The 21827-nt window shown below is 37.3% G+C and carries 22 protein-coding genes and 2 tRNA genes; all 24 read left to right on the top strand.

Features of this window, described 5'->3' with window-relative positions; genetic code table 11:
- Nucleotides 1-6: 6 nt before the first annotated feature.
- The 24 genes from yabN to lysS all read left to right on the top strand — a co-directional run bounded on the left by yabN (nucleotide 7) and on the right by lysS (nucleotide 21517).
- The gene (gene yabN / locus BPMYX0001_RS00225) at nucleotides 7-1470 is read left to right on the top strand and encodes a bifunctional methyltransferase/pyrophosphohydrolase YabN (RefSeq protein WP_033799597.1); all 1464 of its coding nucleotides are present in this window, start codon (nucleotides 7-9) and stop codon (nucleotides 1468-1470) included.
- Nucleotides 1471-1482: 12 nt separating this feature from the next.
- Nucleotides 1483-1758 carry an RNA-binding S4 domain-containing protein gene (locus BPMYX0001_RS00230; protein WP_003194249.1) on the top strand — a complete coding sequence of 92 codons (276 nt, stop codon included), beginning with the start codon at nucleotides 1483-1485 and terminating at the stop codon, nucleotides 1756-1758.
- A gap of 59 nt (nucleotides 1759-1817) precedes the next feature.
- Complete coding sequence (yabP, locus tag BPMYX0001_RS00235) at nucleotides 1818-2126, top strand: sporulation protein YabP (protein WP_003194251.1); 309 nt, start codon at nucleotides 1818-1820, stop codon at nucleotides 2124-2126.
- On the top strand, nucleotides 2123-2776 hold the full coding sequence (yabQ, locus tag BPMYX0001_RS00240) for a spore cortex biosynthesis protein YabQ (RefSeq protein WP_033798549.1): 654 nt from the start codon (nucleotides 2123-2125) through the stop codon (nucleotides 2774-2776). Before yabP ends, yabQ begins: the two co-directional genes overlap by 4 nt.
- Nucleotides 2773-3132 carry a cell division protein DivIC gene (gene divIC / locus BPMYX0001_RS00245; protein ID WP_018767322.1) on the top strand — a complete coding sequence of 120 codons (360 nt, stop codon included), beginning with the start codon at nucleotides 2773-2775 and terminating at the stop codon, nucleotides 3130-3132. The genes yabQ and divIC overlap by 4 nt, the downstream gene beginning before the upstream one ends.
- Before the next feature lie 87 nt (nucleotides 3133-3219).
- Nucleotides 3220-3720, top strand: a complete 501-nt coding sequence (locus tag BPMYX0001_RS00250; protein WP_003194257.1) for a S1 domain-containing RNA-binding protein — start codon at nucleotides 3220-3222, stop codon at nucleotides 3718-3720.
- A 169-nt stretch (nucleotides 3721-3889) separates the two neighbouring features.
- Nucleotides 3890-3963: transfer RNA gene (locus BPMYX0001_RS00255), tRNA-Met, on the top strand.
- Nucleotides 3964-3976: 13 nt separating this feature from the next.
- Nucleotides 3977-4048, top strand: a tRNA-Glu gene (locus BPMYX0001_RS00260).
- Nucleotides 4049-4310: 262 nt separating this feature from the next.
- Nucleotides 4311-6782: a stage II sporulation protein E gene (gene spoIIE, locus BPMYX0001_RS00265; RefSeq protein ID WP_006093081.1), complete on the top strand. Its 2472-nt coding sequence runs from the start codon at nucleotides 4311-4313 to the stop codon at nucleotides 6780-6782.
- A 226-nt stretch (nucleotides 6783-7008) separates the two neighbouring features.
- Entirely contained in the window at nucleotides 7009-8439 is a 1431-nt protein-coding gene (tilS, locus tag BPMYX0001_RS00270; protein ID WP_033798550.1) for a tRNA lysidine(34) synthetase TilS, read from the top strand.
- A complete protein-coding gene (hpt, locus tag BPMYX0001_RS00275; RefSeq protein ID WP_000981837.1) occupies nucleotides 8436-8978 on the top strand; it encodes a hypoxanthine phosphoribosyltransferase in 543 nt (180 codons plus the stop codon). Before tilS ends, hpt begins: the two co-directional genes overlap by 4 nt.
- Before the next feature lie 86 nt (nucleotides 8979-9064).
- A complete protein-coding gene (gene ftsH / locus BPMYX0001_RS00280; protein ID WP_018767320.1) occupies nucleotides 9065-10966 on the top strand; it encodes an ATP-dependent zinc metalloprotease FtsH in 1902 nt (633 codons plus the stop codon).
- A gap of 225 nt (nucleotides 10967-11191) precedes the next feature.
- A complete protein-coding gene (locus BPMYX0001_RS00285) occupies nucleotides 11192-11980 on the top strand; it encodes a type III pantothenate kinase (protein WP_003194273.1) in 789 nt (262 codons plus the stop codon).
- 6 nt (nucleotides 11981-11986) lie between these two features.
- The gene (gene hslO, locus BPMYX0001_RS00290) at nucleotides 11987-12862 is read left to right on the top strand and encodes a redox-regulated molecular chaperone HslO (RefSeq protein ID WP_003194276.1); all 876 of its coding nucleotides are present in this window, start codon (nucleotides 11987-11989) and stop codon (nucleotides 12860-12862) included.
- A gap of 119 nt (nucleotides 12863-12981) precedes the next feature.
- The gene (gene cysK, locus BPMYX0001_RS00295; RefSeq protein WP_018767319.1) at nucleotides 12982-13905 is read left to right on the top strand and encodes a cysteine synthase A; all 924 of its coding nucleotides are present in this window, start codon (nucleotides 12982-12984) and stop codon (nucleotides 13903-13905) included.
- Between the two features lie 211 nt (nucleotides 13906-14116).
- Nucleotides 14117-15514: an anthranilate synthase component I gene (trpE, locus tag BPMYX0001_RS00300; RefSeq protein ID WP_006093083.1), complete on the top strand. Its 1398-nt coding sequence runs from the start codon at nucleotides 14117-14119 to the stop codon at nucleotides 15512-15514.
- A gap of 5 nt (nucleotides 15515-15519) precedes the next feature.
- On the top strand, nucleotides 15520-16107 hold the full coding sequence (gene pabA, locus BPMYX0001_RS00305) for an aminodeoxychorismate/anthranilate synthase component II (protein WP_029427745.1): 588 nt from the start codon (nucleotides 15520-15522) through the stop codon (nucleotides 16105-16107).
- Nucleotides 16101-16973, top strand: a complete 873-nt coding sequence (gene pabC, locus BPMYX0001_RS00310; RefSeq protein WP_033798551.1) for an aminodeoxychorismate lyase — start codon at nucleotides 16101-16103, stop codon at nucleotides 16971-16973. Before pabA ends, pabC begins: the two co-directional genes overlap by 7 nt.
- Entirely contained in the window at nucleotides 16948-17808 is an 861-nt protein-coding gene (folP, locus tag BPMYX0001_RS00315; protein ID WP_026008711.1) for a dihydropteroate synthase, read from the top strand. The genes pabC and folP overlap by 26 nt, the downstream gene beginning before the upstream one ends.
- Nucleotides 17809-18171, top strand: coding sequence for a dihydroneopterin aldolase (folB, locus tag BPMYX0001_RS00320; RefSeq protein ID WP_003194288.1), 363 nt, complete (start codon nucleotides 17809-17811; stop codon nucleotides 18169-18171).
- Entirely contained in the window at nucleotides 18168-18683 is a 516-nt protein-coding gene (folK, locus tag BPMYX0001_RS00325) for a 2-amino-4-hydroxy-6-hydroxymethyldihydropteridine diphosphokinase (RefSeq protein WP_018767315.1), read from the top strand. The genes folB and folK overlap by 4 nt, the downstream gene beginning before the upstream one ends.
- Complete coding sequence (locus BPMYX0001_RS00330) at nucleotides 18635-18838, top strand: helix-turn-helix domain-containing protein (RefSeq protein ID WP_000387032.1); 204 nt, start codon at nucleotides 18635-18637, stop codon at nucleotides 18836-18838. The genes folK and BPMYX0001_RS00330 overlap by 49 nt, the downstream gene beginning before the upstream one ends.
- A 23-nt stretch (nucleotides 18839-18861) precedes the next feature.
- The gene (gene dusB / locus BPMYX0001_RS00335; RefSeq protein ID WP_003194292.1) at nucleotides 18862-19860 is read left to right on the top strand and encodes a tRNA dihydrouridine synthase DusB; all 999 of its coding nucleotides are present in this window, start codon (nucleotides 18862-18864) and stop codon (nucleotides 19858-19860) included.
- Nucleotides 19861-20023: 163 nt separating this feature from the next.
- Nucleotides 20024-21517: a lysine--tRNA ligase gene (gene lysS, locus BPMYX0001_RS00340; protein WP_003194294.1), complete on the top strand. Its 1494-nt coding sequence runs from the start codon at nucleotides 20024-20026 to the stop codon at nucleotides 21515-21517.
- The last annotated feature ends 310 nt before the right edge of the window (nucleotides 21518-21827 follow it).

A 21827-nucleotide genomic window follows, 5' to 3' on the forward strand; every position in this document is an offset into this window, starting at 1 on the left:
ATGGTTGTGAGTAGAGTAATCACGATTTTAGGATTAGGTGCTGGTGAATTAGATCAGCTGACAATGGGTGTATACCGAAAAATAAAAGAAGCAGATCATATGTATGTGCGTACGAAAGAGCATCCTGTTATTGAAGAGTTAGAAAAGGAAGGTGTAAAGTACACGGCTTTTGATGATGTATATGAGTCGCACGATACATTTGAAATCGTGTATGAAACAATTGCGAATACGTTAATAGAACAAGCGCAAGGTGCGGATATTATATATGCTGTACCAGGTCATCCGCTTGTTGCAGAACGAACTGTTCAATTACTCTTGCAAAAAGGGGAAACGAAGCAGATTGAGGTGCGAATTGAAGGTGGACAAAGCTTTTTGGATCCGATGTTTGCTAGTTTAAAAATAGATCCAATTGAAGGATTCCAACTTATTGATGCAACTTCATTTGAAAGAGGTCAATTAGAATTGCGTCAACACTTAATTTTTTGCCAAGTATATGATGCGTTTGTTGCATCTGAGGTTAAGTTGACATTAATGGAAATGTTGCCTGATGAGTATGAAGTATATATTGTAACAGCCGCAGGAACATCTTTTGAGCAAGTGAAAAAAGTGCCGCTCTATATGTTGGATCATGAAACAGAGTTGAACAATTTAACAAGCGTATATGTACCGCCTGTTACTGAGCGAGCTTCTTTATATCAACAATTTGATGTGCTCCGAGAAATTATTGCTGAGCTTCGTGGACCAAATGGCTGTCCATGGGATAAAAAGCAAACACATCAGTCTTTAAAGAAATATTTAATTGAAGAGGCATATGAAGTGTTAGAGGCAATTGATGAAGAAGATGATGACCACTTGATTGAAGAACTTGGTGATGTGTTGTTACAAGTTATGCTTCATGCTCAAATTGGAGAAGATGAGGGCTGGTTCTCAGTTGATGATATCATCCGAACGCTATCTGAAAAAATGGTACGTCGTCATCCACATGTGTTCGGAGATATAGATGTAGAGAGCGCGGAAGAAGTTGTTTTAAACTGGGAAGAAATTAAAAAACAAGAAAAAGGGCATGTAAGGGAGTCTGCTTTAACGGGAATTCCAAAAAGTTTACCACAATTAATGCGTGCGTATGAAATTCAGAAAAAAGCAGGAAAAGTTGGTTTTGATTGGGATGATGTACAGCCAATGATGGATAAAGCTTTTGAAGAATTGAAGGAGTTTGAGCAGGAAGTTGCAAAGATGGATAAAGAAAAAATGTTAGGTGAATTTGGGGATTTACTATTCGCCTTTGTTAATATTGCTCGCTACTATAAATTGGATCCAGAAGAGGCACTTCGTACCACAAATGAGAAATTCATGCGCCGATTTATATACATGGAAGCCAAAGTAGCTGAAATGAATAAGGAAATGCAGGAGTTAACGTTAGAGCAAATGGATGCTTTATGGGAAGAAGCGAAGCAGATAGAGAATCAATAGGGGGGAAATGAGATGCGCTTAGATAAATTTTTGAAAGTATCGCGTCTAATTAAAAGGAGAACATTAGCAAAGGAAGTAGCTGATCAAGGAAGAATTGCGATTAATGGGCAAGCTGCAAAGGCGAGCTCTGTTGTGAAAGTAGAAGATGAGCTAACAATTCGTTTTGGACAAAAGGTAGTAACTGTAAAAGTAAATGAATTAAAAGAAACAACGAAAAAAGAAGATGCAGCTAACATGTATACGGTAGTTCGTGAAGAGAAAGTGAAAGCAGAAGAAGGCTTGTTCTAAATTATTTTCTCTCCTCATACATTATTTACTAGATAGTATAAAGCTATGGGGGGATTGACGTGAATAAGGGCTACTCAGTTGCGTCTTCTAATCAACAGAATGTTTCTGTAGAGCATGATATTATTATGCGTGGTAGACGTGTAATAGATATTACTGGCGTAAAGCAAGTAGAGAGTTTTGATAGTGAAGAGTTTTTATTAGAAACTGTAATGGGTTTTTTAACAATTCGCGGTCAAAACTTACAGATGAAAAATTTAGATGTAGAAAAAGGTATTGTATCCATTAAAGGGAAAATTCATGAGATGTTGTACATTGATGAAAATCAAGGGGAGAAAGCTAAAGGATTCTTTAGTAAGTTGTTTAAATGAGTTTAACGATTCAACTGTATACAATGCTTTCTATGATTGGAATGGGTGCTTGGATTGGAGCGGCGTTAGATACATACCAACGCTTTTTACAGCGACCGCGGCGTAAGCGTTGGATTGTATTTATATATGATATACTGTTTTGGATTGTCCAAGCACTGTTTGTCTTTTACGTATTGCTGCTTGTAAATGAAGCTGAATTACGTATATATGTTTTTGTAGCTTTGTTTTGTGGTTTTGCTGCATATCAAAGCTTATTGAAAGCAGTGTATATGCGAGTATTGAATTTTCTCATTTATATTTTTGTACAAACGATACAATTTTTTATCCAAATTGTACAGCTACTTATGATAAAACCTGTTATTATTATAGCGCAGCTTATTATTGCTTTTATTTTATTTTTATTTCGTATACTATTTTCAATTGGGCATGTGTTGTGGAAGTGTACCGTATGGATATTACTTTTTGTATGGAAAGTTTTTTTCTGGCCTGTTCGATTTCTTACTTTGCTCATATGGAAACTTCTCCCTAACCGTGTTAAACTTTTTATAAAGAGATATGTGGGATTACTGCAACATACAAGGAAATTGAAGAAATATATCTTTCAAATTTGGGAGCGTATAAAAAAGAAGTTAGGGGGACCTCGGAAATGAGGGAACTGAGGCAAAGATTGATTGAAGAGCAGAATCCAAATTCTGTAAGAGAACATATAATACAAACAAATGAAAACAGGAGGCGATTATATCGCCGTTTAGCAGTTTTTCTTGTCTTTGCTTTTACAATTATTGCGAGCATTAGTGTAACGTTTTATCAACAAAATAGTTCCATTAAAGCAAAAGAAGTAAAGGTTGAAGAGATGAAAAAAGAATTGGGTTCATTAACAAAGAAAGAAAAAAAATTACAAGATGATGTTCAAAAGTTGAATGATGAAGAGTATGTTTTAAAGATTGCTAGGAGGGATTATTTCTTCTCTGGAAAAGGGGAGATAATTTTTCCTGTTTCTAAGTAGGTCGTGTCTTATTGACACTATATTTTAGGATTATATATAATAAAGTAAAATTTGACTTTTTAACCACTAAGGAGGAGCATTTTTTTTATGTCAATCGAGGTAGGCAGCAAGTTACAAGGTAAAGTAACAGGTATTACAAATTTTGGGGCTTTTGTGGAGCTGCCAGAAGGCTTAACGGGTCTTGTTCATATTAGTGAAGTTGCTGATAATTATGTGAAGGATATTAATGATCACTTAAAAGTAGGCGACCAAGTAGAAGTAAAAGTTATTAATGTTGAAAAAGATGGAAAAATCGGTCTATCTATTAAAAAAGCGAAAGAACGTGTAAAACCAGAAGGAGATCGTCCACGCAGTGAATATCAACGTGGTGGTGATCAACGTGGTGGTGATCAACAACGTTCTGGGCGTCCACAACGCAATCGTTCTTTTAACAGAGATAACCGTGGTGGCCGTGATAATGGTGGCAATCAAAAGGAAACGTTTGAGCAAAAGATGGCACGCTTTTTAAAAGACAGTGAAGATCGTCTAACTTCTTTAAAGCGTAATACAGAATCTAAACGTGGTGGCCGTGGCGCTCGTCGCGGATAAAACGAACGTTTTATTCTTAACATATAGAGAGGTGCCCGGAGTAAGTCACTCGGGGTGCTTTTTTATGTAAATGAGTATATTAAAAAAAGAATAAAAAACTTTTTGAAACATGTTGACTTTAAAGTGAATTTGATATAAGATACTAATTGTCCGTTAAATAAGACGACATGGCGGTGTAGCTCAGCTGGCTAGAGCGTACGGTTCATACCCGTGAGGTCGGGGGTTCGATCCCCTCCGCCGCTATATTTATTTTAACGGCCCGTTGGTCAAGTGGTTAAGACACCGCCCTTTCACGGCGGTAACACGGGTTCGAATCCCGTACGGGTCATCTAGAAAAGATCATGCAGATAGCATGATCTTTTTTTTGTTAAGAAATTATAAATAAGTGCAAAGCTTCTACAAAAACACCCTATATTTTTTGAATTTTCTGTTCTTTTAAGGTGCTTATTTTTAACAACTTGTATATATATAGGTTTATTTCGAATAAAAAGTCGAACGATTATGTAAGTGTGAACTGTTGTTTTGACAAAAATCCCAATAATCATCTTTTATAATGACAGTAATTAAACTATGCAGGTGGTGTTAAAAATATGCCAAAAGCAGGAAGGAATACTGTGAACACAAGTACACTGGCTATGAATGATGGACAACTCAGATCAATAACATGGACAAGCAAGTTGAAAGTGAAGTTGGAGCAAGTTTTCTTTAGATGGGGATTCGTTATTGCTGTAATCGGTTTTCTTTTAGGAAGAGCATATATATTAACGAACATTTTACCGTTTGCACTACCGTTTTTTGCTGCTGTTTATGTAATGAAACGTGATAAGATGGCACTCGCATTTCTTGCTCTTATGGGTGGTGCGCTTTCCGTTTCACTAGATAATTTACTTTTTGCCTTTGCATCTATTTTTACTTTCTTCATTTACAATATCTTCTTTAGTCGATTTACACGTAAAATTGTTGGACTTGTACCATTTCAAGTATTTATCTCCGCATTAACCGCACATCTCGCTGTTGTTTACTTCGCGCAGCAAACTGTCACTATGTATGATTTACTTGTAAGTACTATTGAAGCGGGGCTTAGTTTTGTTTTAACAATGATTTTTCTACAAAGTGTACCGTTATTGACAGAAAGAAAGGGAAAGCAACAAGCGTTAGAAACGGAAGAAATTGTTTGTTTAATTATACTACTTGCATCTGTGTTAACGGGTACAACAGATTGGTTTATTTATGACGCTTCAGTTCAACATATTTTCACGAGATATTTAGTGTTATTATTTGCTTTTGTTGCAGGGGCAGCTACTGGTTCAACAGTAGGGGTTGTTACAGGATTGATATTGAGTTTAGCGAATGTAGGTAGCTTATCTCAACTTAGTCTATTGGCTTTTTCGGGGTTACTTGGTGGATTATTAAAAGAAGGGAAGCGTTTGGGCGTTAGTTTAGGGTTGCTAATTGGTACAAGTCTAATCACATTATACGTCGACAAACAAGTAAATATTATAACAACTTTAATAGAATCTGGAGTGGCGATAGGATTCTTTTTACTAACACCACAGGCAATTATCGATCGGCTTGCTAAATTTATGCCAGGAACACAAGAACATTCTCAGGATCAACAACAATATTTACGAAGAATGCGTGATGTGACAGCGAATAAAATTAATCAATTTGCAAATGTATTCTCTGCATTATCTAATAGCTTTTCGGTATATGGATATGTGGAGGAAGAGGATGAGGAAACAGAAGCTGATTTATTTTTAAGTACAATTACAGCAAAGACGTGTCAATCATGTTTTAAAAAGGATCAATGCTGGGTGGTGAATTTTGATAAAACATATGATTATATGAAACAAATTATGAATGAAACAGAAGAAGGGACGCTTCAGCATAACCGTAAGTTGGTTCGTGAATGGGAAAAGCACTGCGTAAGAGGAAAAAAGGTAACAGATTTAATGGCAGGGGAATTAAGTCATTTCTATGAGGGGCAAAAGTTACGAAAACAAATGAAAGAGAATCGTAGAATTGTTGCAGAACAATTATTAGGTGTTTCAAAAGTAATGGAAGATTTTGCAAAAGAAATTCAGCGTGAACGGGAAAATCATCAGGTACAGGAAGAACAAATTTTACAAGCGTTTCGTGACTTTGGTGTCGAGGTGGAACATGTTGATATCTATTGTTTAGATAGAGGGAATATTGATATTGAAATGATGATTCCGGCAGCATCTAATCAACATGGGGAATGTGACAAATTAGTTGCGCCGATGCTTTCGGATGTTTTAAAAGAAAATATTATTGTTAAACATGAAGAACCTTCTGCTTATCCAAATGGTCATAGCATGATATCTTTTGGATCAGCGAAAACATTTTCTCTTGATACAGGGCTTGCTACAGCGGCAAAAGGAGGCGGATTTGTATCAGGAGATTCGTATGCGATGATGGATTTAAGTGTTGGGAAATATGCTCTTGCCATAAGTGACGGAATGGGCAACGGACAAAGGGCACATATGGAAAGTAAGGAAACGGTAAAATTGTTACAAAAAATATTGCAATCCGGTATTGATGAAGAAATTGCTATTAAGTCTATTAATTCAATTCTTTCATTGAGGACGACAGAAGAAATGTTTACGACGCTTGATTTAGCTATGGTAGATTTACGTGATGCAAGCGCTAAGTTTTTAAAAATTGGTTCAACCCCAAGTTTTGTAAAACGTGGAAATAACGTTTTACAAATAGAAGCAAGCAACTTGCCAATGGGAATCATTGAGGATGTTGAGGTGGATGTTGTTGGTGAACAATTAAAAACAGAGGACATTCTAATTATGATGAGTGATGGGATTTTTGAAGGGGCGCAGCATGTGGAAAACCATGAATTGTGGATGAAACGTAAAATTAAAGAACTACAAACCGATGATCCACAAGAAATTGCTGATATTATTATGGAAGAGGTCATTCGATCTAGTGATGGATATATCAATGATGATATGACGATTGTCGTTGCGAAGGTAAAGAAGAATATGCCAAAGTGGGCTACGATTCCAATTATGGGTAAACAAGCGCAATAGGGGAGCGGAAATCTCTTCAGTTTGGTTATGAGGTCTAGGTTGACACCTAGGCCTTTTTTTATAGAGAAAGTAGCTGTATTATTTCTATGAAGATAGGGAAGGGATGTAAGATAAAAATGTGAATTTTGTACATCTTTTTTTTGCACAAAGTTTGTAAAAGTTGTACCATTATAGGTAAGGTAAAAAGTATGTTATTGTTTGGTTTTAACGAAAGGTGATTGCGGAGTTGAAAGATACATTTGTTGAAAAAGTAGATGAGTTTGCAAAGCAGCATGATGTATTAGAGAAACATTCGACAATTGTTGTAGGAGTTTCTGGAGGCCCTGATTCTTTAGCTCTTTTATATTATTTATTAGAGAAAAGGGAAGAGAAGAAATTGAAGATTGTAGTCGCGCATGTGGATCACATGTTTAGAGGAGATGAATCCTATGAAGACTTACAATTTGTAGAAAATCTTTGCCGGAAGATTGGGGTTATTTGCGAAACGATAAGAATTAATGTATCGCAATATCAACAGCAATATGGAATGAATGCACAGGTGGCTGCTAGGGAATGCCGATATGCATTTTTGGAAAGAATAATGAAGAAATATGATGCGCGATATGTAGCTCTTGGGCATCATGGGGATGATCAGATGGAGACGATTTTAATGCGTCTCGTCCGCGGGAGTACTCCGAAGGGTTATGCTGGAATTGCTGTGAAACGCCCTTTCCATAGTGGATATGTAATTAGGCCTTTGTTAGCGGTAACAAAGGAAGAGATTAATGCTTATTGTAAAAGGTTAGGGGTTACGCCACGTATGGATCCGAGTAACGAAAAGGAAGTATATACGAGGAATCGATTACGTAAGTATGTTCTACCTTATTTAAAAGAGGAAAATCCGCATGTGCATGAGCGATTTCAAAATTTTAGTATGCTTATGCAAGAGGATGAGGCGTATTTGCAGGAATTAGCTTTTGAAAAGATGAATAAAGTAATTACAAAAAAAAGTGATAAACACATCGTCTTATCAATTCCTGCCTTTGAATCCATGTCTATGCCTTTACAAAGGAGAGGGATTCAACTAATATTAAACTATCTTTATGAATACAAGATTCCGTCTTCGCTTTCTTCTATACATATTGACAAAGTTATTGCATTTTTTAAGCGGACACACCCTTCAGGCTCACTTGATTTTCCTGGTGGCCTAAAAATTGTTCGTACATATGAAGAATGTAGTTTCCGATTTAAGCAAGAAATTGTTTTCCCTTTTTCACAAGTTTTATCAGTACCGGGTGCTGTTACCTTAGCAAACGGTGATGAACTTGTAGCAGAAGTAAATGAGGAATTACCAAGTAACATGAATGAAACAGTATTTGTTGCTAAGTATAATGATATATCATATCCTCTTCTTATCCGCTCTAGAGAAAATGGAGATCGCATGTCAATAAAAGGTATGAGTGGTACGAAAAAGATAAAAGCTATTTTTATTGAGGAAAAAGTACCAAAAGAAAAGAGAGAAGAGTGGCCGATTGTTTGTGATGCAAGCGGGAACATTATTTGGGTTCCGTTGTTGAAACAATCTGCAGTTGCTATTTCACATGGAACAGCAGATAAGGATAAATATATGATTATTCACTACAAAAGCAAGGAGTCTTCCAGGAGGATAATGAAATGATGAATCAAGATATCGAAAAAGTATTAATTTCCGAAGAACAAATACAAGAAAAGGTGCATGAGCTAGGTGCAATTATTGCAGAGGATTACAAAAATACAGTACCTCTTGCAATCGGTGTATTAAAGGGTGCAATGCCATTTATGGCAGATTTATTGAAAAGAACAGATACATATCTTGAAATGGATTTTATGGCTGTTTCTAGCTACGGTCATTCTACAGTTTCAACAGGTGAAGTGAAAATTTTAAAAGACCTTGATACTTCTGTAGAAGGTCGCGATATTTTAATCGTTGAAGATATTATTGATAGCGGCCTTACATTAAGTTACTTAGTGGACCTATTCAAATATCGTAAGGCGAAATCTGTAAAGATTGTTACGCTACTAGATAAGCCAACTGGTCGCAAAGTCGATCTGAAAGCGGATTATGTTGGATTTACTGTTCCTCATGAATTTGTTGTAGGATATGGCTTAGATTATAAGGAGCAATATCGTAATCTTCCTTATGTTGGAGTATTGAAACCAAGCGTTTACTCAAATTAATTAAATACAGGCGTTAAAAATTGGATAGGAAAGTTTTTCTATGTTACGATTTACTATAGTGTTTATGCCGTGAGAGGAGGTTAGGAATGAATCGTATCTTCCGTAATACCATCTTTTATTTACTGATATTCTTAGTAGTGATTGGAATCGTGAGCTATTTTAATGGTTCAACACAAAAAACAACATCAGTTAGCTACGATAAATTCATTACTAAACTTGAAAAAGGTGAAGTGCGTAATGTGCAGCTTCAACCAAAAAATGGTGTGTTTGAGGTAAAAGGACAATTTAGCAATGCTAGTCAGGAAGAACAATTTGTTACTTATGCACCAAATACTGAAGAATTACAAAAGAAAATTAATGACAAAGCGCAAGGTGCTGAAGTGAAATATCAACCAGCAGAGGAAACGAGTGCTTGGGTGACATTCTTTACTTCTATCATTCCGTTTGTGATTATCTTCATCTTATTCTTCTTCTTACTAAACCAAGCTCAGGGCGGCGGTAGCCGTGTTATGAATTTCGGGAAAAGTAAGGCGAAGTTATACAATGATGAAAAGAAAAAAGTGCGCTTCAGAGATGTAGCTGGAGCAGACGAAGAGAAACAAGAACTTGTTGAGGTAGTAGAATTCTTAAAAGATCCTCGCAAGTTTGCTGAAGTTGGTGCCCGTATTCCTAAGGGTGTTCTGCTAGTTGGACCTCCAGGTACAGGTAAAACATTGCTTGCACGTGCTGTTGCAGGTGAGGCTGGCGTTCCTTTCTTCTCTATTAGTGGTTCTGATTTCGTAGAGATGTTCGTTGGTGTCGGTGCTTCCCGTGTACGTGATTTGTTTGAAAATGCGAAGAAAAATGCTCCTTGTATCATCTTTATCGATGAGATTGATGCAGTAGGTCGTCAACGTGGGGCAGGTCTTGGTGGTGGTCACGATGAACGTGAACAAACGCTAAACCAACTTCTTGTTGAAATGGATGGATTCGGTGCAAACGAAGGTATTATTATCATCGCTGCAACAAACCGTCCTGATATTCTTGACCCAGCGTTATTACGTCCAGGACGTTTTGACCGTCAAATCACAGTGGATCGTCCAGATGTAAATGGACGTGAAGCGGTACTAAAAGTACATGCTCGTAACAAACCACTTGATGATGATATTAACTTAAGAGCAATTGCGACTCGCACACCAGGATTCTCTGGTGCAGATCTTGAGAACTTATTAAACGAAGCTGCATTAGTAGCTGCGCGTCAAGATAAAAAGAAAATTGACATGTCTGATATCGATGAAGCGACGGATCGTGTTATTGCAGGTCCTGCGAAGAAAAGTCGTGTTATTTCTGAAAAAGAACGTAATATTGTCGCATTCCATGAAGCGGGCCATACTGTAATTGGTGTCGTGCTTGATGAGGCGGATATCGTTCATAAAGTAACAATTGTTCCTCGCGGTCAAGCTGGTGGGTATGCGGTAATGCTTCCAAAAGAAGATCGTTACTTCATGACAAAACCAGAATTACTTGATAAAATCACTGGTTTACTTGGTGGCCGAGTGGCTGAGGAAATTGTATTTGGTGAAGTGAGTACAGGAGCTCATAACGACTTCCAACGTGCGACTGGCATTGCAAGACGTATGGTAACGGAATTTGGTATGAGTGATAAGCTTGGACCGATGCAGTTTGGAAGCTCACAAGGTGGTCAGGTGTTCTTAGGAAGAGATTTCCATTCAGAACAAAACTACAGTGATGCAATTGCACATGACATCGATGTAGAAATGCAAACGATTATGAAAGAATGTTATGCTCGTGCAAAACAAATTCTTACTGAAAAACGTGATAAGCTTGATATTATCGCAAAAACGTTACTTGAAGTGGAGACGTTAGATGCAGAGCAAATTAATCATTTATATGATTATGGAGTTTTACCTGAGCGTAAAAAGTCCTCTGAAGATGTGAAAGTGAATATCACAATGAAAAAAGATGACGAGAACGCAGAAGATAAATAAGAAATGAAGGAGTGACAATAGTCACTCCTTTTTTTATGCTGAGAAAATTGTGTACTTGTATATAAATTTGAAGCTTTTTTGCTTTAAAAATTGAAATAGTGAACGATCTTTTTGTAAAATGGTGAAGATGGAAAAACTGATTATATAGGTATGTATGATATGATGGCATTATTAGTTTTGTACATACTGCACAAATATAGATTAAATAAGATAAGTGGTGAGAATATGATTTTTGTATTGGATGTAGGGAATACAAATGCGGTGCTTGGTGTATTTGAAGATGGGAAACTTCGTCAGCATTGGCGCATGGAGACTGATCGTCATAAAACAGAAGATGAATATGGTATGTTAGTGAAACAGTTACTTGAACATGAAGGCCTTTCTTTTCAAGATGTGAAAGGAATTATTGTTTCTTCGGTTGTACCACCAATTATGTTTGCCTTAGAGCGTATGTGTGAGAAATATTTCAAAATTAAACCACTTGTAGTGGGACCAGGAATAAAAACAGGTTTAAATATTAAATATGAAAATCCGCGTGAGGTTGGAGCGGATCGTATTGTAAATGCTGTAGCTGGTATCCAATTATACGGAAGCCCGCTTATTATTGTCGATTTTGGAACAGCTACTACATATTGTTATATTAACGAAAATAAGCATTATATGGGCGGGGTAATTACACCAGGTATTATGATTTCGGCAGAAGCTTTATACAGTAGAGCGGCTAAACTTCCTCGTATTGAAATTACAAAACCAAGTAGTATTGTTGGGAAAAATACAGTAAGTGCAATGCAAGCTGGCATTCTTTATGGGTATGTTGGACAAGTGGAAGGTATTGTGAAGCGTATGAAAGAAGAAGCTAAACAAGAACCGAAAGTTATTGCAACTGGAGGATTAGCAAAATTAATTGCAGAAGAATCTAATGTAATTGATGTTGTAGATCCGTTTTTAACATTAAAAGGCTTGCATATGCTATATGAACGTAATGCAAATTTACAACATGAGAAGGGTGAATAAATAAGTATGAAAGATTATTTAGTAAAAGCGTTAGCGTTTGATGGAGAAGTTCGTGCGTATAGTGTACGTACAACAAATATGGTAAGTGAGGCGCAAAGACGTCATGATACATGGAGAACCGCTTCAGCGGCACTTGGGCGTTCGTTAACAGCTGGTGCAATGATGGGGGCTATGTTAAAAGGTGATCAGAAGCTGACGATTAAGGTGGAAGGAAATGGCCCACTTGGCCCAATCTTAGTGGATGCTCATGCGAATGGAGATGTACGTGGATATGTAACGAATCCCCACGTTGATTTTGAAGCAACAGAGCAAGGGAAATTGCGTGTATATCAAGCAGTAGGTACAGAAGGGTTTCTAACAGTAATTAAAGATATCGGTATGCGTGAACCATTTATCGGGCAATCTCCAATTGTTTCGGGAGAATTAGGGGAAGATTTCACGTATTATTTTGCTGTTTCTGAGCAAACACCTTCTTCTGTTGGTATTGGTGTCCTTGTAAATGGGGATGATAGCATACTTGCTGCAGGTGGATTTATCCTACAAATTATGCCAGGAGCACAGGAAGAGACAATCTCCTTTATTGAAGAGCGTCTGCAAAAAATCCCACCTGTTTCAAAATTAATTGAACAAGGACTTTCGCCAGAGGAATTATTATACGAAGTACTAGGAAAAGAAAAAGTGAAGGTATTAGAAACAATGGACGTTCAATTTAATTGTACATGTTCTCGTGAGCGTATTGAGAGTGTATTAATTAGTCTCGGTAAAAAAGAATTAGAACAAGTTCGTGAGGAAGAAGATGAAACGGAAGTGCATTGTCATTTCTGTAATGAGCGATATAATTTCTCTAAAGAAGATATTACAAACTTGATTGAAAGCTTGTAAACAGAAAGGTTTTCTAGCAATTGTAAATCATCTAAATAAATTGACAAGTAAGAAAAATTCTGTCAAAATTGAAATGTATATAAAACCAATAAAAATACTCGGTGTTAGGAGTGACAGGAATGCGAGTGGCACAATCAGTTTCAGAATTAATCGGGAAAACGCCGATCGTTAAGTTGAACCGCATCGTAGAGCAAGACAGTGCAGACATTTACTTAAAATTAGAATTCATGAACCCTGGAAGTAGCGTAAAAGATCGTATTGCATTATCTATGATCGAAGCTGCTGAAAAAAAGGGATTATTACAAGAAGGCGATACAATTATTGAACCAACGAGTGGTAACACAGGAATTGGCTTAGCGATGGTAGCGGCTGCAAAGGGCTATAAGGCAATTTTAGTAATGCCGGAGACAATGAGTATTGAACGTCGTAACTTATTACGTGCTTATGGAGCTGAATTAGTATTAACTCCGGGTCCAGAAGGAATGGGCGGCGCAATTCGTAAGGCAACTGAATTAGCGAAAGAGCATGGTTACTTTATACCACAACAATTCCAAAACCCGGCGAATCCAGAAATTCACCGTTTGACGACAGGGCCAGAAATTGTTGAACAAATGGGTAATGAATTAGATGCATTTATCGCTGGTATCGGTACTGGTGGAACAATTACAGGTGCTGGTGAAGTGTTAAAAGAAATATATAAAGATATTAGAATTTACGCAGTAGAACCTGCAGATTCTCCAGTGTTATCTGGTGGGAAACCAGGTCCGCATAAGATTCAAGGTATTGGGGCTGGATTCGTTCCTGAAACATTGGATGTAGAAGTATATGATGAAATTATTCAAGTAAAGACAGAACAGGCATTTGAATATGCGAGAAGAGTGGCTCGTGAAGAAGGTATTTTAGTTGGTATTTCTTCAGGTGCTGTCATTTATGCCGCGACAGAAGTTGCGAAAAAACTTGGTAAAGGGAAAAAGGTTCTTGTAATTATTCCAAGTAATGGTGAACGTTATTTAAGTACACCGCTTTATCAATTTGAATCATAATTAGTATGGCCAGAAAAAGCATTCCTGAAAAGGAATGCTTTTTCTTTTTTCGTTTGAAAATAGTGAATGACTAGAAAACTTCATGTAAAATAAGTAGTAGTAAAGTTAAAATATTTTCACTAGCTCTCAGGGACGATTGTTTCATATTAACCATCTGTAATTTGGGGTGATTAGTCTAAGGGAGTGGGATAAAAGAAGACGGGGTGTTGGTATGCAGCGAAGAAAATCTTTAGCGCTTTCTGTTCCATATCATTTAGATTTTTTTAAGCAATATAAGTCTCTTTCTCAGAATAAGAATCAACATATTTTGTTAGAAAGTGGACGTGGGGGTCGTTATAGTATTGCGGGGCTCGATCCGGTAGCGGTGATTCGGGGGAAAGATGAAACGTTACATATAAGTGAAAGCGGTAAGGAAACAATAGAGAAAGGCAATCCGTTAGATTTAATGCAAAGGTATATGGAACGATGGAGAACGAATCATAATCCAGACTATCCGCCATTTCAAGGTGGTGCAATCGGATATTTTAGTTATGACTGTATCCGTTATATTGAAAAACTTCCTTCCCTTGCGGAGGATGATGTGGATATACCTGACATATTCTTTTTATTATTTGATGACGTGTTTGTGTATGATCAACAAGAGAAAGTGTTGTGGATTATTACGCATTATATAGATGAATGTGAGGAAGCGGAAAGTCGTTTAAATGAATGGAAGAGCCTTTGGATGAAGGAAGTTCCTGAAGTTAAATTGCCATTTGAATGTCCTGAACATAGAAATGAAGCGGTAGCTTTTACAGAAGAAGGATTTATGAAAGCTGTTCAGCGTATTCAAGAATATATTGGGGCTGGAGATGTGTTTCAAGTGAATTTGTCTACAAGACAAGAGAAAACATTACAAACACACCCACTGGAGATTTATACGAGTCTTCGTGAAATTAATCCATCACCATATATGGGATATTTAGAGCTTGGAGATTTTCAAATTGTTAGCGGTTCACCTGAATTGTTAATTAAAAAGCAAGGGAATGAAGTGAGTACCCGTCCGATTGCTGGTACACGTTCTCGTGGGAAGAATGAACAAGAAGATGAGAGCTTAGCGAAAGAGTTAATTGAAAATGAAAAGGAACGTGCAGAACACGTCATGCTTGTGGATTTAGAGCGTAATGATTTAGGGCGAGTTTGTAAGTATGGAACTGTAGAAGTAGATGAATTTATGGTTATCGAAAAATATTCGCATGTTATGCATATCGTTTCAAACGTTCGTGGTGAGGTCGGACGAGATAAGGATGCTTTCGATTTAGTGCGAGCTGTATTTCCAGGTGGAACGATTACGGGTGCACCCAAAATACGTACGATGGAAATTATAGAAGAATTAGAACCTGTTCGCCGTGGGATTTATACAGGTTCAATTGGATGGATTGGTTACTCAGGAGATATGGAATTAAATATTGTGATTCGGACGCTTCTTGCAAAAGATGGTCAAGCGTATGTGCAGGCTGGAGCAGGAATTGTAATTGACTCAAATCCGAAAAATGAATATAAAGAGTCGTTAAAAAAGGCAATCGCCCTGTGGCGTGCGAAAGAAAGTAGCGAAGAAACGGTTAGGTGAGAGAAATGATATTGATGATTGATAATTATGATTCTTTTACATTTAATTTAGTGCAATTTCTTGGAGAACTTGGACAAGAGCTTATCGTCAAGCGCAATGATGAAATTACCATTTCAGATATTGAACAAATGAAACCTGACTTTATTATGATTTCACCAGGTCCTTGTAGTCCGAATGAAGCTGGTATAAGTATGGATGTCATTAAATATTTTGCAGGAAAGATTCCTATTTTTGGTGTGTGTCTAGGTCATCAATCGATTGCACAGGTTTTCGGAGGCGATGTTGTTTGTGCGGATCGTTTAATGCATGGAAAAACTTCTCTTATGTATCATGATGGAAAAATGATTTTTGCAGACATTCCAAATCCATTTACAGCAACGCGTTATCATTCTCTTATTGTAAAAAAAGAAACATTGCCAGAATGTTTAGAAGTGACATCTTGGACAGAAGAGGGAGAGATTATGGCGCTTCGTCATAAAACATTGCCAATTGAAGGAGTGCAGTTTCATCCAGAATCCATTATGACTTCACATGGGAAAGAATTGCTGCAGAACTTTATTCGGAATTATAGTCCAAGTATATCATCATGTTAATTTATGTGAATGGCACGTATGTGGAAGCGGATGAAGCGAAAATCTCTCCATATGATCATGGGTATTTATATGGGTTAGGTGTTTTTGAGACGTTTCGTATTTATAATGGTCATCCGTTTTTATTAGATGACCACTATGAACGTTTAATGGATGCTCTTTCTACGTTGCAAATCAAATGGACGATGACGAAAGATGATGTGCTGTGCATTTTACAGGAGTTACTTGTAAGGAATAGGATAGACCATGCGTATGTGCGCTTTAATGTATCGGCTGGTATAGATGAAATAGGTTTACAAACAGAGGTTTATGAAGAGCCCTCTGTTATTGTGTTTATAAAGCCTTTAGCAGTCCCTGGTGTAGTGATGGAAAAGGAAGGCGTTATTTTGAAGCAAATACGAAATACGCCGGAAGGAGCATTTCGTTTAAAGTCCCATCATTATTTAAATAACATTTTAGGAAAACGTGAAATTGGAAATGTTGTGAACAAAGAAGGGATTTTTTTTACTGAAGCAGGCCACGTAGCGGAGGGGATTGTTTCGAATCTCTTTTTTGTAAAGGAGGGTATCTTATATACACCTTCACTTGAAACTGGGATTTTAAATGGAATCACTCGTGCGTTTATTATAAGGATTGCTGAAATATTAGATGTACATGTGGAAGAAGATTTCTTTACACAAAAGGAGTTACTTTCCGCTGATGAGGTGTTTGTAACGAATTCTATTCAAGAAATTGTTCCGCTTAATCAGATTGGAGAATTTAATTTCCCTGGTAAAGAAGGAAAGGTTACAAAGTCTCTAATGTATGTATATGAAATGCATAGAGAAAATCTTTGGAGCCGAAATGAACTGCGAAGAGGAGATGTGTAGTGTGAAGTGGAATTATGATTTGCGCTGCGGCGAATATACATTGGATTTAAATACAAAGACATTAATCATGGGGATTTTAAATGTTACACCAGATTCATTCTCAGATGGTGGAAACTACGATGAGATGAACGCAGCTGTAAGTCATGCGAGAGAAATGGTGAGTAATGGAGCTGATATTATTGATATCGGTGGAGAATCAACTCGTCCTGGTTTCGCGAAAGTTTCGGTGGAAGAAGAGTTAGGGCGCGTAATCCCGATGATTCAAGCGGTTTCGAAAGAAGTGAAAGTGCCTATTTCTATTGATACGTATAAAGCTGAAGTAGCCAAGCAAGCAATTGAAGCGGGTGCTCATATTATTAATGATATCTGGGGAGCGAAGGCAGAACCGAAAATTGCAGAAGTTGCGGCACATTATAATGTGCCGATAATTTTAATGCATAATCGTGATAACACAAATTACCGTAATCTTATTGCGGATATGATTGCGGATCTATATGAGAGTGTTAAAATTGCAAAAGGTGCAGGTGTACCTGATGAGAATATCGTTTTAGATCCGGGTATCGGTTTCGCGAAGACGCCAGAACAAAATTTAGAAGCCATGCGCAATCTAGAAAAATTACATGTGTTAGGGTATCCAGTCCTTCTTGCAACTTCGAGAAAATCGTTTATCGGTCATGTTTTAGATTTGCCGGTAGAGGAACGTGTAGAAGGCACAGGAGCATCGATTTGTCTTGGTATTGATAAAGGCTGTGAAATGATTCGTGTTCATGATGTGAAGGAAATGGCACGTATGGCAAAGATGATGGATGCAATGATTGGCAAGGGGGTAAAATGATTGGATAAAATTTATATTCATGATATGGAGTTTTATGGCTATCATGGCGTATTTCCAGAGGAGAATAAATTGGGGCAAAGGTTTAAAGTGGATTTAACAGTGGAACTGGATTTAAAACAAGCGGGCGAAAGTGATAACTTAGAGCATTCGGTAAACTACGGGGAGCTCTTTGAACTTTGTAGACAAGTGGTAGAAGATCGAACATATAAGCTTGTAGAAAGTATTGCGGAAAATATAGCGGCGAATATATTGAATCAGTACGTAAGTATTTTGCGATGTACAGTAAAGGTTGTTAAACCGGATCCACCAATACCAGGGCACTATCGTGCTGTGGCGGTAGAAATTACGAGAGGCCGACCATGAAAAATGTAGTATATGTTGCGTTAGGATCAAATATTGGTGATCGTTATGTTTATTTATTGCAAGCGATTGAGCTGTTAAATAAAAATCCTCATATTCAAGTGGAGGATGTCTCTTCTGTATATGAAACAGATCCAGTGGGATATACAGATCAAAATCGTTTTTTAAATTTAGTTATAAAAATTTCTACCAATTTACTGCCGCAAGAATTGTTGAAAGTAACGCAAAAGGTTGAGATAGATTTAGGAAGAAAAAGGGAGATCAGATGGGGCCCGCGAACCATTGACATTGACATTTTGCTCTATAATCAAGAAAATATTGAAGCAGAGAATCTTATTGTGCCGCATCCGCGGATGTTCGAAAGAGCTTTTGTTATCGTTCCGTTGTTAGAGATCAATCAAGATATAAAACAAAACATTTCACGTTCGCAAGTAGATGAAATGAAAAGGCGAGAGGGAGTAACGGTATGGAAGCAGAAAAATGGGGAAGACGCATTCGTGCTTTTCGGAAGTTGAAAGGTTATACGCAAGAAGGTTTTGCAAAGGAATTAGGGGTATCTGTATCTGTTTTAGGAGAAGTAGAGAGAGGGAATAGAACCCCTTCTCAAGATTTTGTAGTAGAAGTTGCTAAGACATTAAATATTTCAATAGATGAATTAATGCCAAAGTGAGGGTAAAGTAAGGAGACAGTAGAGTGTTAAAGATTGCAAACATTGAGATGAAGAATCCAGTTGTACTAGCACCGATGGCGGGAGTGTGTAACTCTGCATTCCGTTTAACAGTAAAAGAATTTGGTGCAGGTTTAGTATGTGCTGAAATGGTAAGTGATAAGGCGATTTTATTTAATAACCAAAAAACATTAGATATGTTATATATCGATGAGAGAGAGAAGCCGCTAAGTTTACAAATTTTTGGCGGTGAGAAAGAAACGCTTGTTGGTGCTGCGAAATATGTAGATAAAAACACAACGGCGGATATTATCGATATCAATATGGGTTGCCCAGTTCCGAAAATTACGAAGTGTGATGCTGGTGCAAAGTGGTTATTAGATCCAGATAAAGTATATGAAATGGTAGCGGCCGTTGTAGATGCTGTGGAAAAACCAGTTACAGTTAAAATGCGTATTGGCTGGGATGAAGACCACATTTTCGCAATTGAAAATGCTAGAGCTGTGGAACGTGCAGGCGGTCAAGCAGTAGCGGTTCATGGACGTACACGTGTTCAAATGTATGAAGGGAAAGCGGATTGGGATATTATTAAACAGGTAAAACAATCTGTAAATATTCCTGTTATTGGAAATGGTGACATAGAAACTCCTCAAGATGCGAAACGTATGCTTGATGAAGTAGGGGTAGATGGCGTTATGATTGGACGTGCAGCTCTTGGGGATCCATGGATGATTTATCGTACGGTAAAATATTTAGAAACAGGGGAATTAATGCCGGAACCAACAGTGCGTGAGAAAATGGATGTATGTATGTTGCACTTAGATCGTCTTATTGACTTAAAGAATGAAGATATTGCAGTAAGAGAGATGAGAAAGCATGCAGCTTGGTATTTAAAAGGTGTTCGTGGTAATGCGAGAGTACGTAATGCAATTAATACTTGTGATACTCGTGAAGATCTTGCCTCTTTATTAGGTGCATTTGTAGAAGAAGTAGAAGCAAAACAACAAACAATTCACGTTGGTTAAAAGGAGGGAAGAGAGAACGTTTGACATTCCTTCTCTCACTACCTATAATTACGTGAAAGAAAGAAGAACTGCCAGTATGCTACTGGCAGTTTTTCTAGTTGAGTAGAAAATGATATACTGTATATATTGTAAAATTTAATAGAGCTGGAGTGATATCAATACCATGGATAACATGAACCACGAAGAATTAAATGACCAATTGCTTGTTCGTCGTGAGAAGTTACATAACTTACGTGAACAAGGGATCGATCCGTTTGGTAAACGTTTTGAACGTACGAATTCAACGGAAGAATTATTAAACTTGTATGGAGAGTTCTCTAAAGAAGAATTAGAAGAGAAAGGAATCTCTGTTTCTATTGCTGGCCGTATTATGACGAAGCGCGGTAAAGGGAAAGCAGGTTTTGCACATATCCAAGATTTACACGGACAAGTTCAAATCTATGTTCGTAAAGATGCTGTTGGAGATGAGCAATATGAATTATTTAATACAGCTGACTTAGGTGATTTAGTAGGAATTGAAGGGAAAGTTTTCAAAACGAACGTAGGTGAGCTTTCAGTGAAAGCAACAGGATTTACGTTATTAACGAAAGCTCTTCGTCCACTTCCAGATAAATACCATGGATTGAAAGATGTTGAACAACGTTACCGTCAACGTTACCTAGATTTAATTACGAGCATGGAGAGTCGTGAAACATTTGTTACTCGTAGTAAAATCATTCGTGAAATGAGAAGATACTTAGATGATAATGGCTACCTTGAAGTGGAAACACCAATGATGCACGCGATTGCGGGTGGTGCTTCTGCTCGTCCATTCATTACGCATCATAATGCGTTAGATATGGAATTATATATGCGTATTGCAATTGAGTTACACTTAAAACGCCTTATTGTAGGTGGCTTAGAGAAGGTATACGAAATCGGCCGTGTATTCCGTAATGAAGGTGTGTCAACGCGTCATAATCCTGAATTTACAATGATCGAATTATATGAAGCATATGCTGACTATAAAGATATTATGAAACTAACAGAAAACATGATTGCTCATATCGCAAAACAAGTACTAGGTACAACAACAATCCAGTACGGTGAGCAAGAAATTAATTTAGAGCCAGAATGGACACGTCTCCACATGGTAGATGCAATTAAACAATATTCTGGAGCAGATTTCTGGAGCCCGATGAGCGTGGAAGAAGCACGTGCATTGGCGAAAGAACATGGTGTGGAAATTAAAGATACAATGGAAGTTGGTCATATTATCAATGAATTCTTCGAACAAAAAGTAGAAGAAAAGTTAATTCAACCTACATTTATCTATGGACACCCAGTGGAAATTTCTCCGCTTGCGAAAAAGAATGATGAAGATCCACGCTTTACAGATCGTTTCGAGTTATTCATTGTTGCTCGTGAGCATGCGAATGCATTTACGGAATTAAATGATCCAATCGATCAAAAAGAACGTTTTGAAGCGCAATTAAAAGAGCGTGAGCAAGGTAATGATGAAGCGCATATGATGGACGATGATTATATTGAAGCACTTGAGTACGGTATGCCTCCTACAGGTGGACTTGGAATTGGTATTGATCGTCTTGTTATGCTATTAACAAATGCGCCATCTATTCGCGACGTGCTGTTATTCCCAGCGATGCGTCATAAGTAAGACTAATCTAAGCTTTGGAGATTTCTCCAAAGCTTTTCTTTTTGTCATATAATGAAGTTAAAATGATTCATTTACTATATAGAAGAAAGGTGTCTTTATGTAGGGGGATTGATACTGTTTTTATACTTTTTGATTAGGTTAAAAATTTTATTGAAAAAACTATTGCATTTTAATAAATGAACTGGTATATTTATATTCGTTGTCACGAAAGACAACAAAGAAAACAAACGAAAACAACTTTTAAGATAAAAAAGTTGTTGACGAAAATGTAACGAAATGTTATATTGATAAAGTCGCTTCGGCGGCAATG

It is taken from the genome of Bacillus pseudomycoides DSM 12442 (assembly GCF_000161455.1).
In the GTDB taxonomy this organism is placed as follows: domain Bacteria; phylum Bacillota; class Bacilli; order Bacillales; family Bacillaceae_G; genus Bacillus_A; species Bacillus_A pseudomycoides.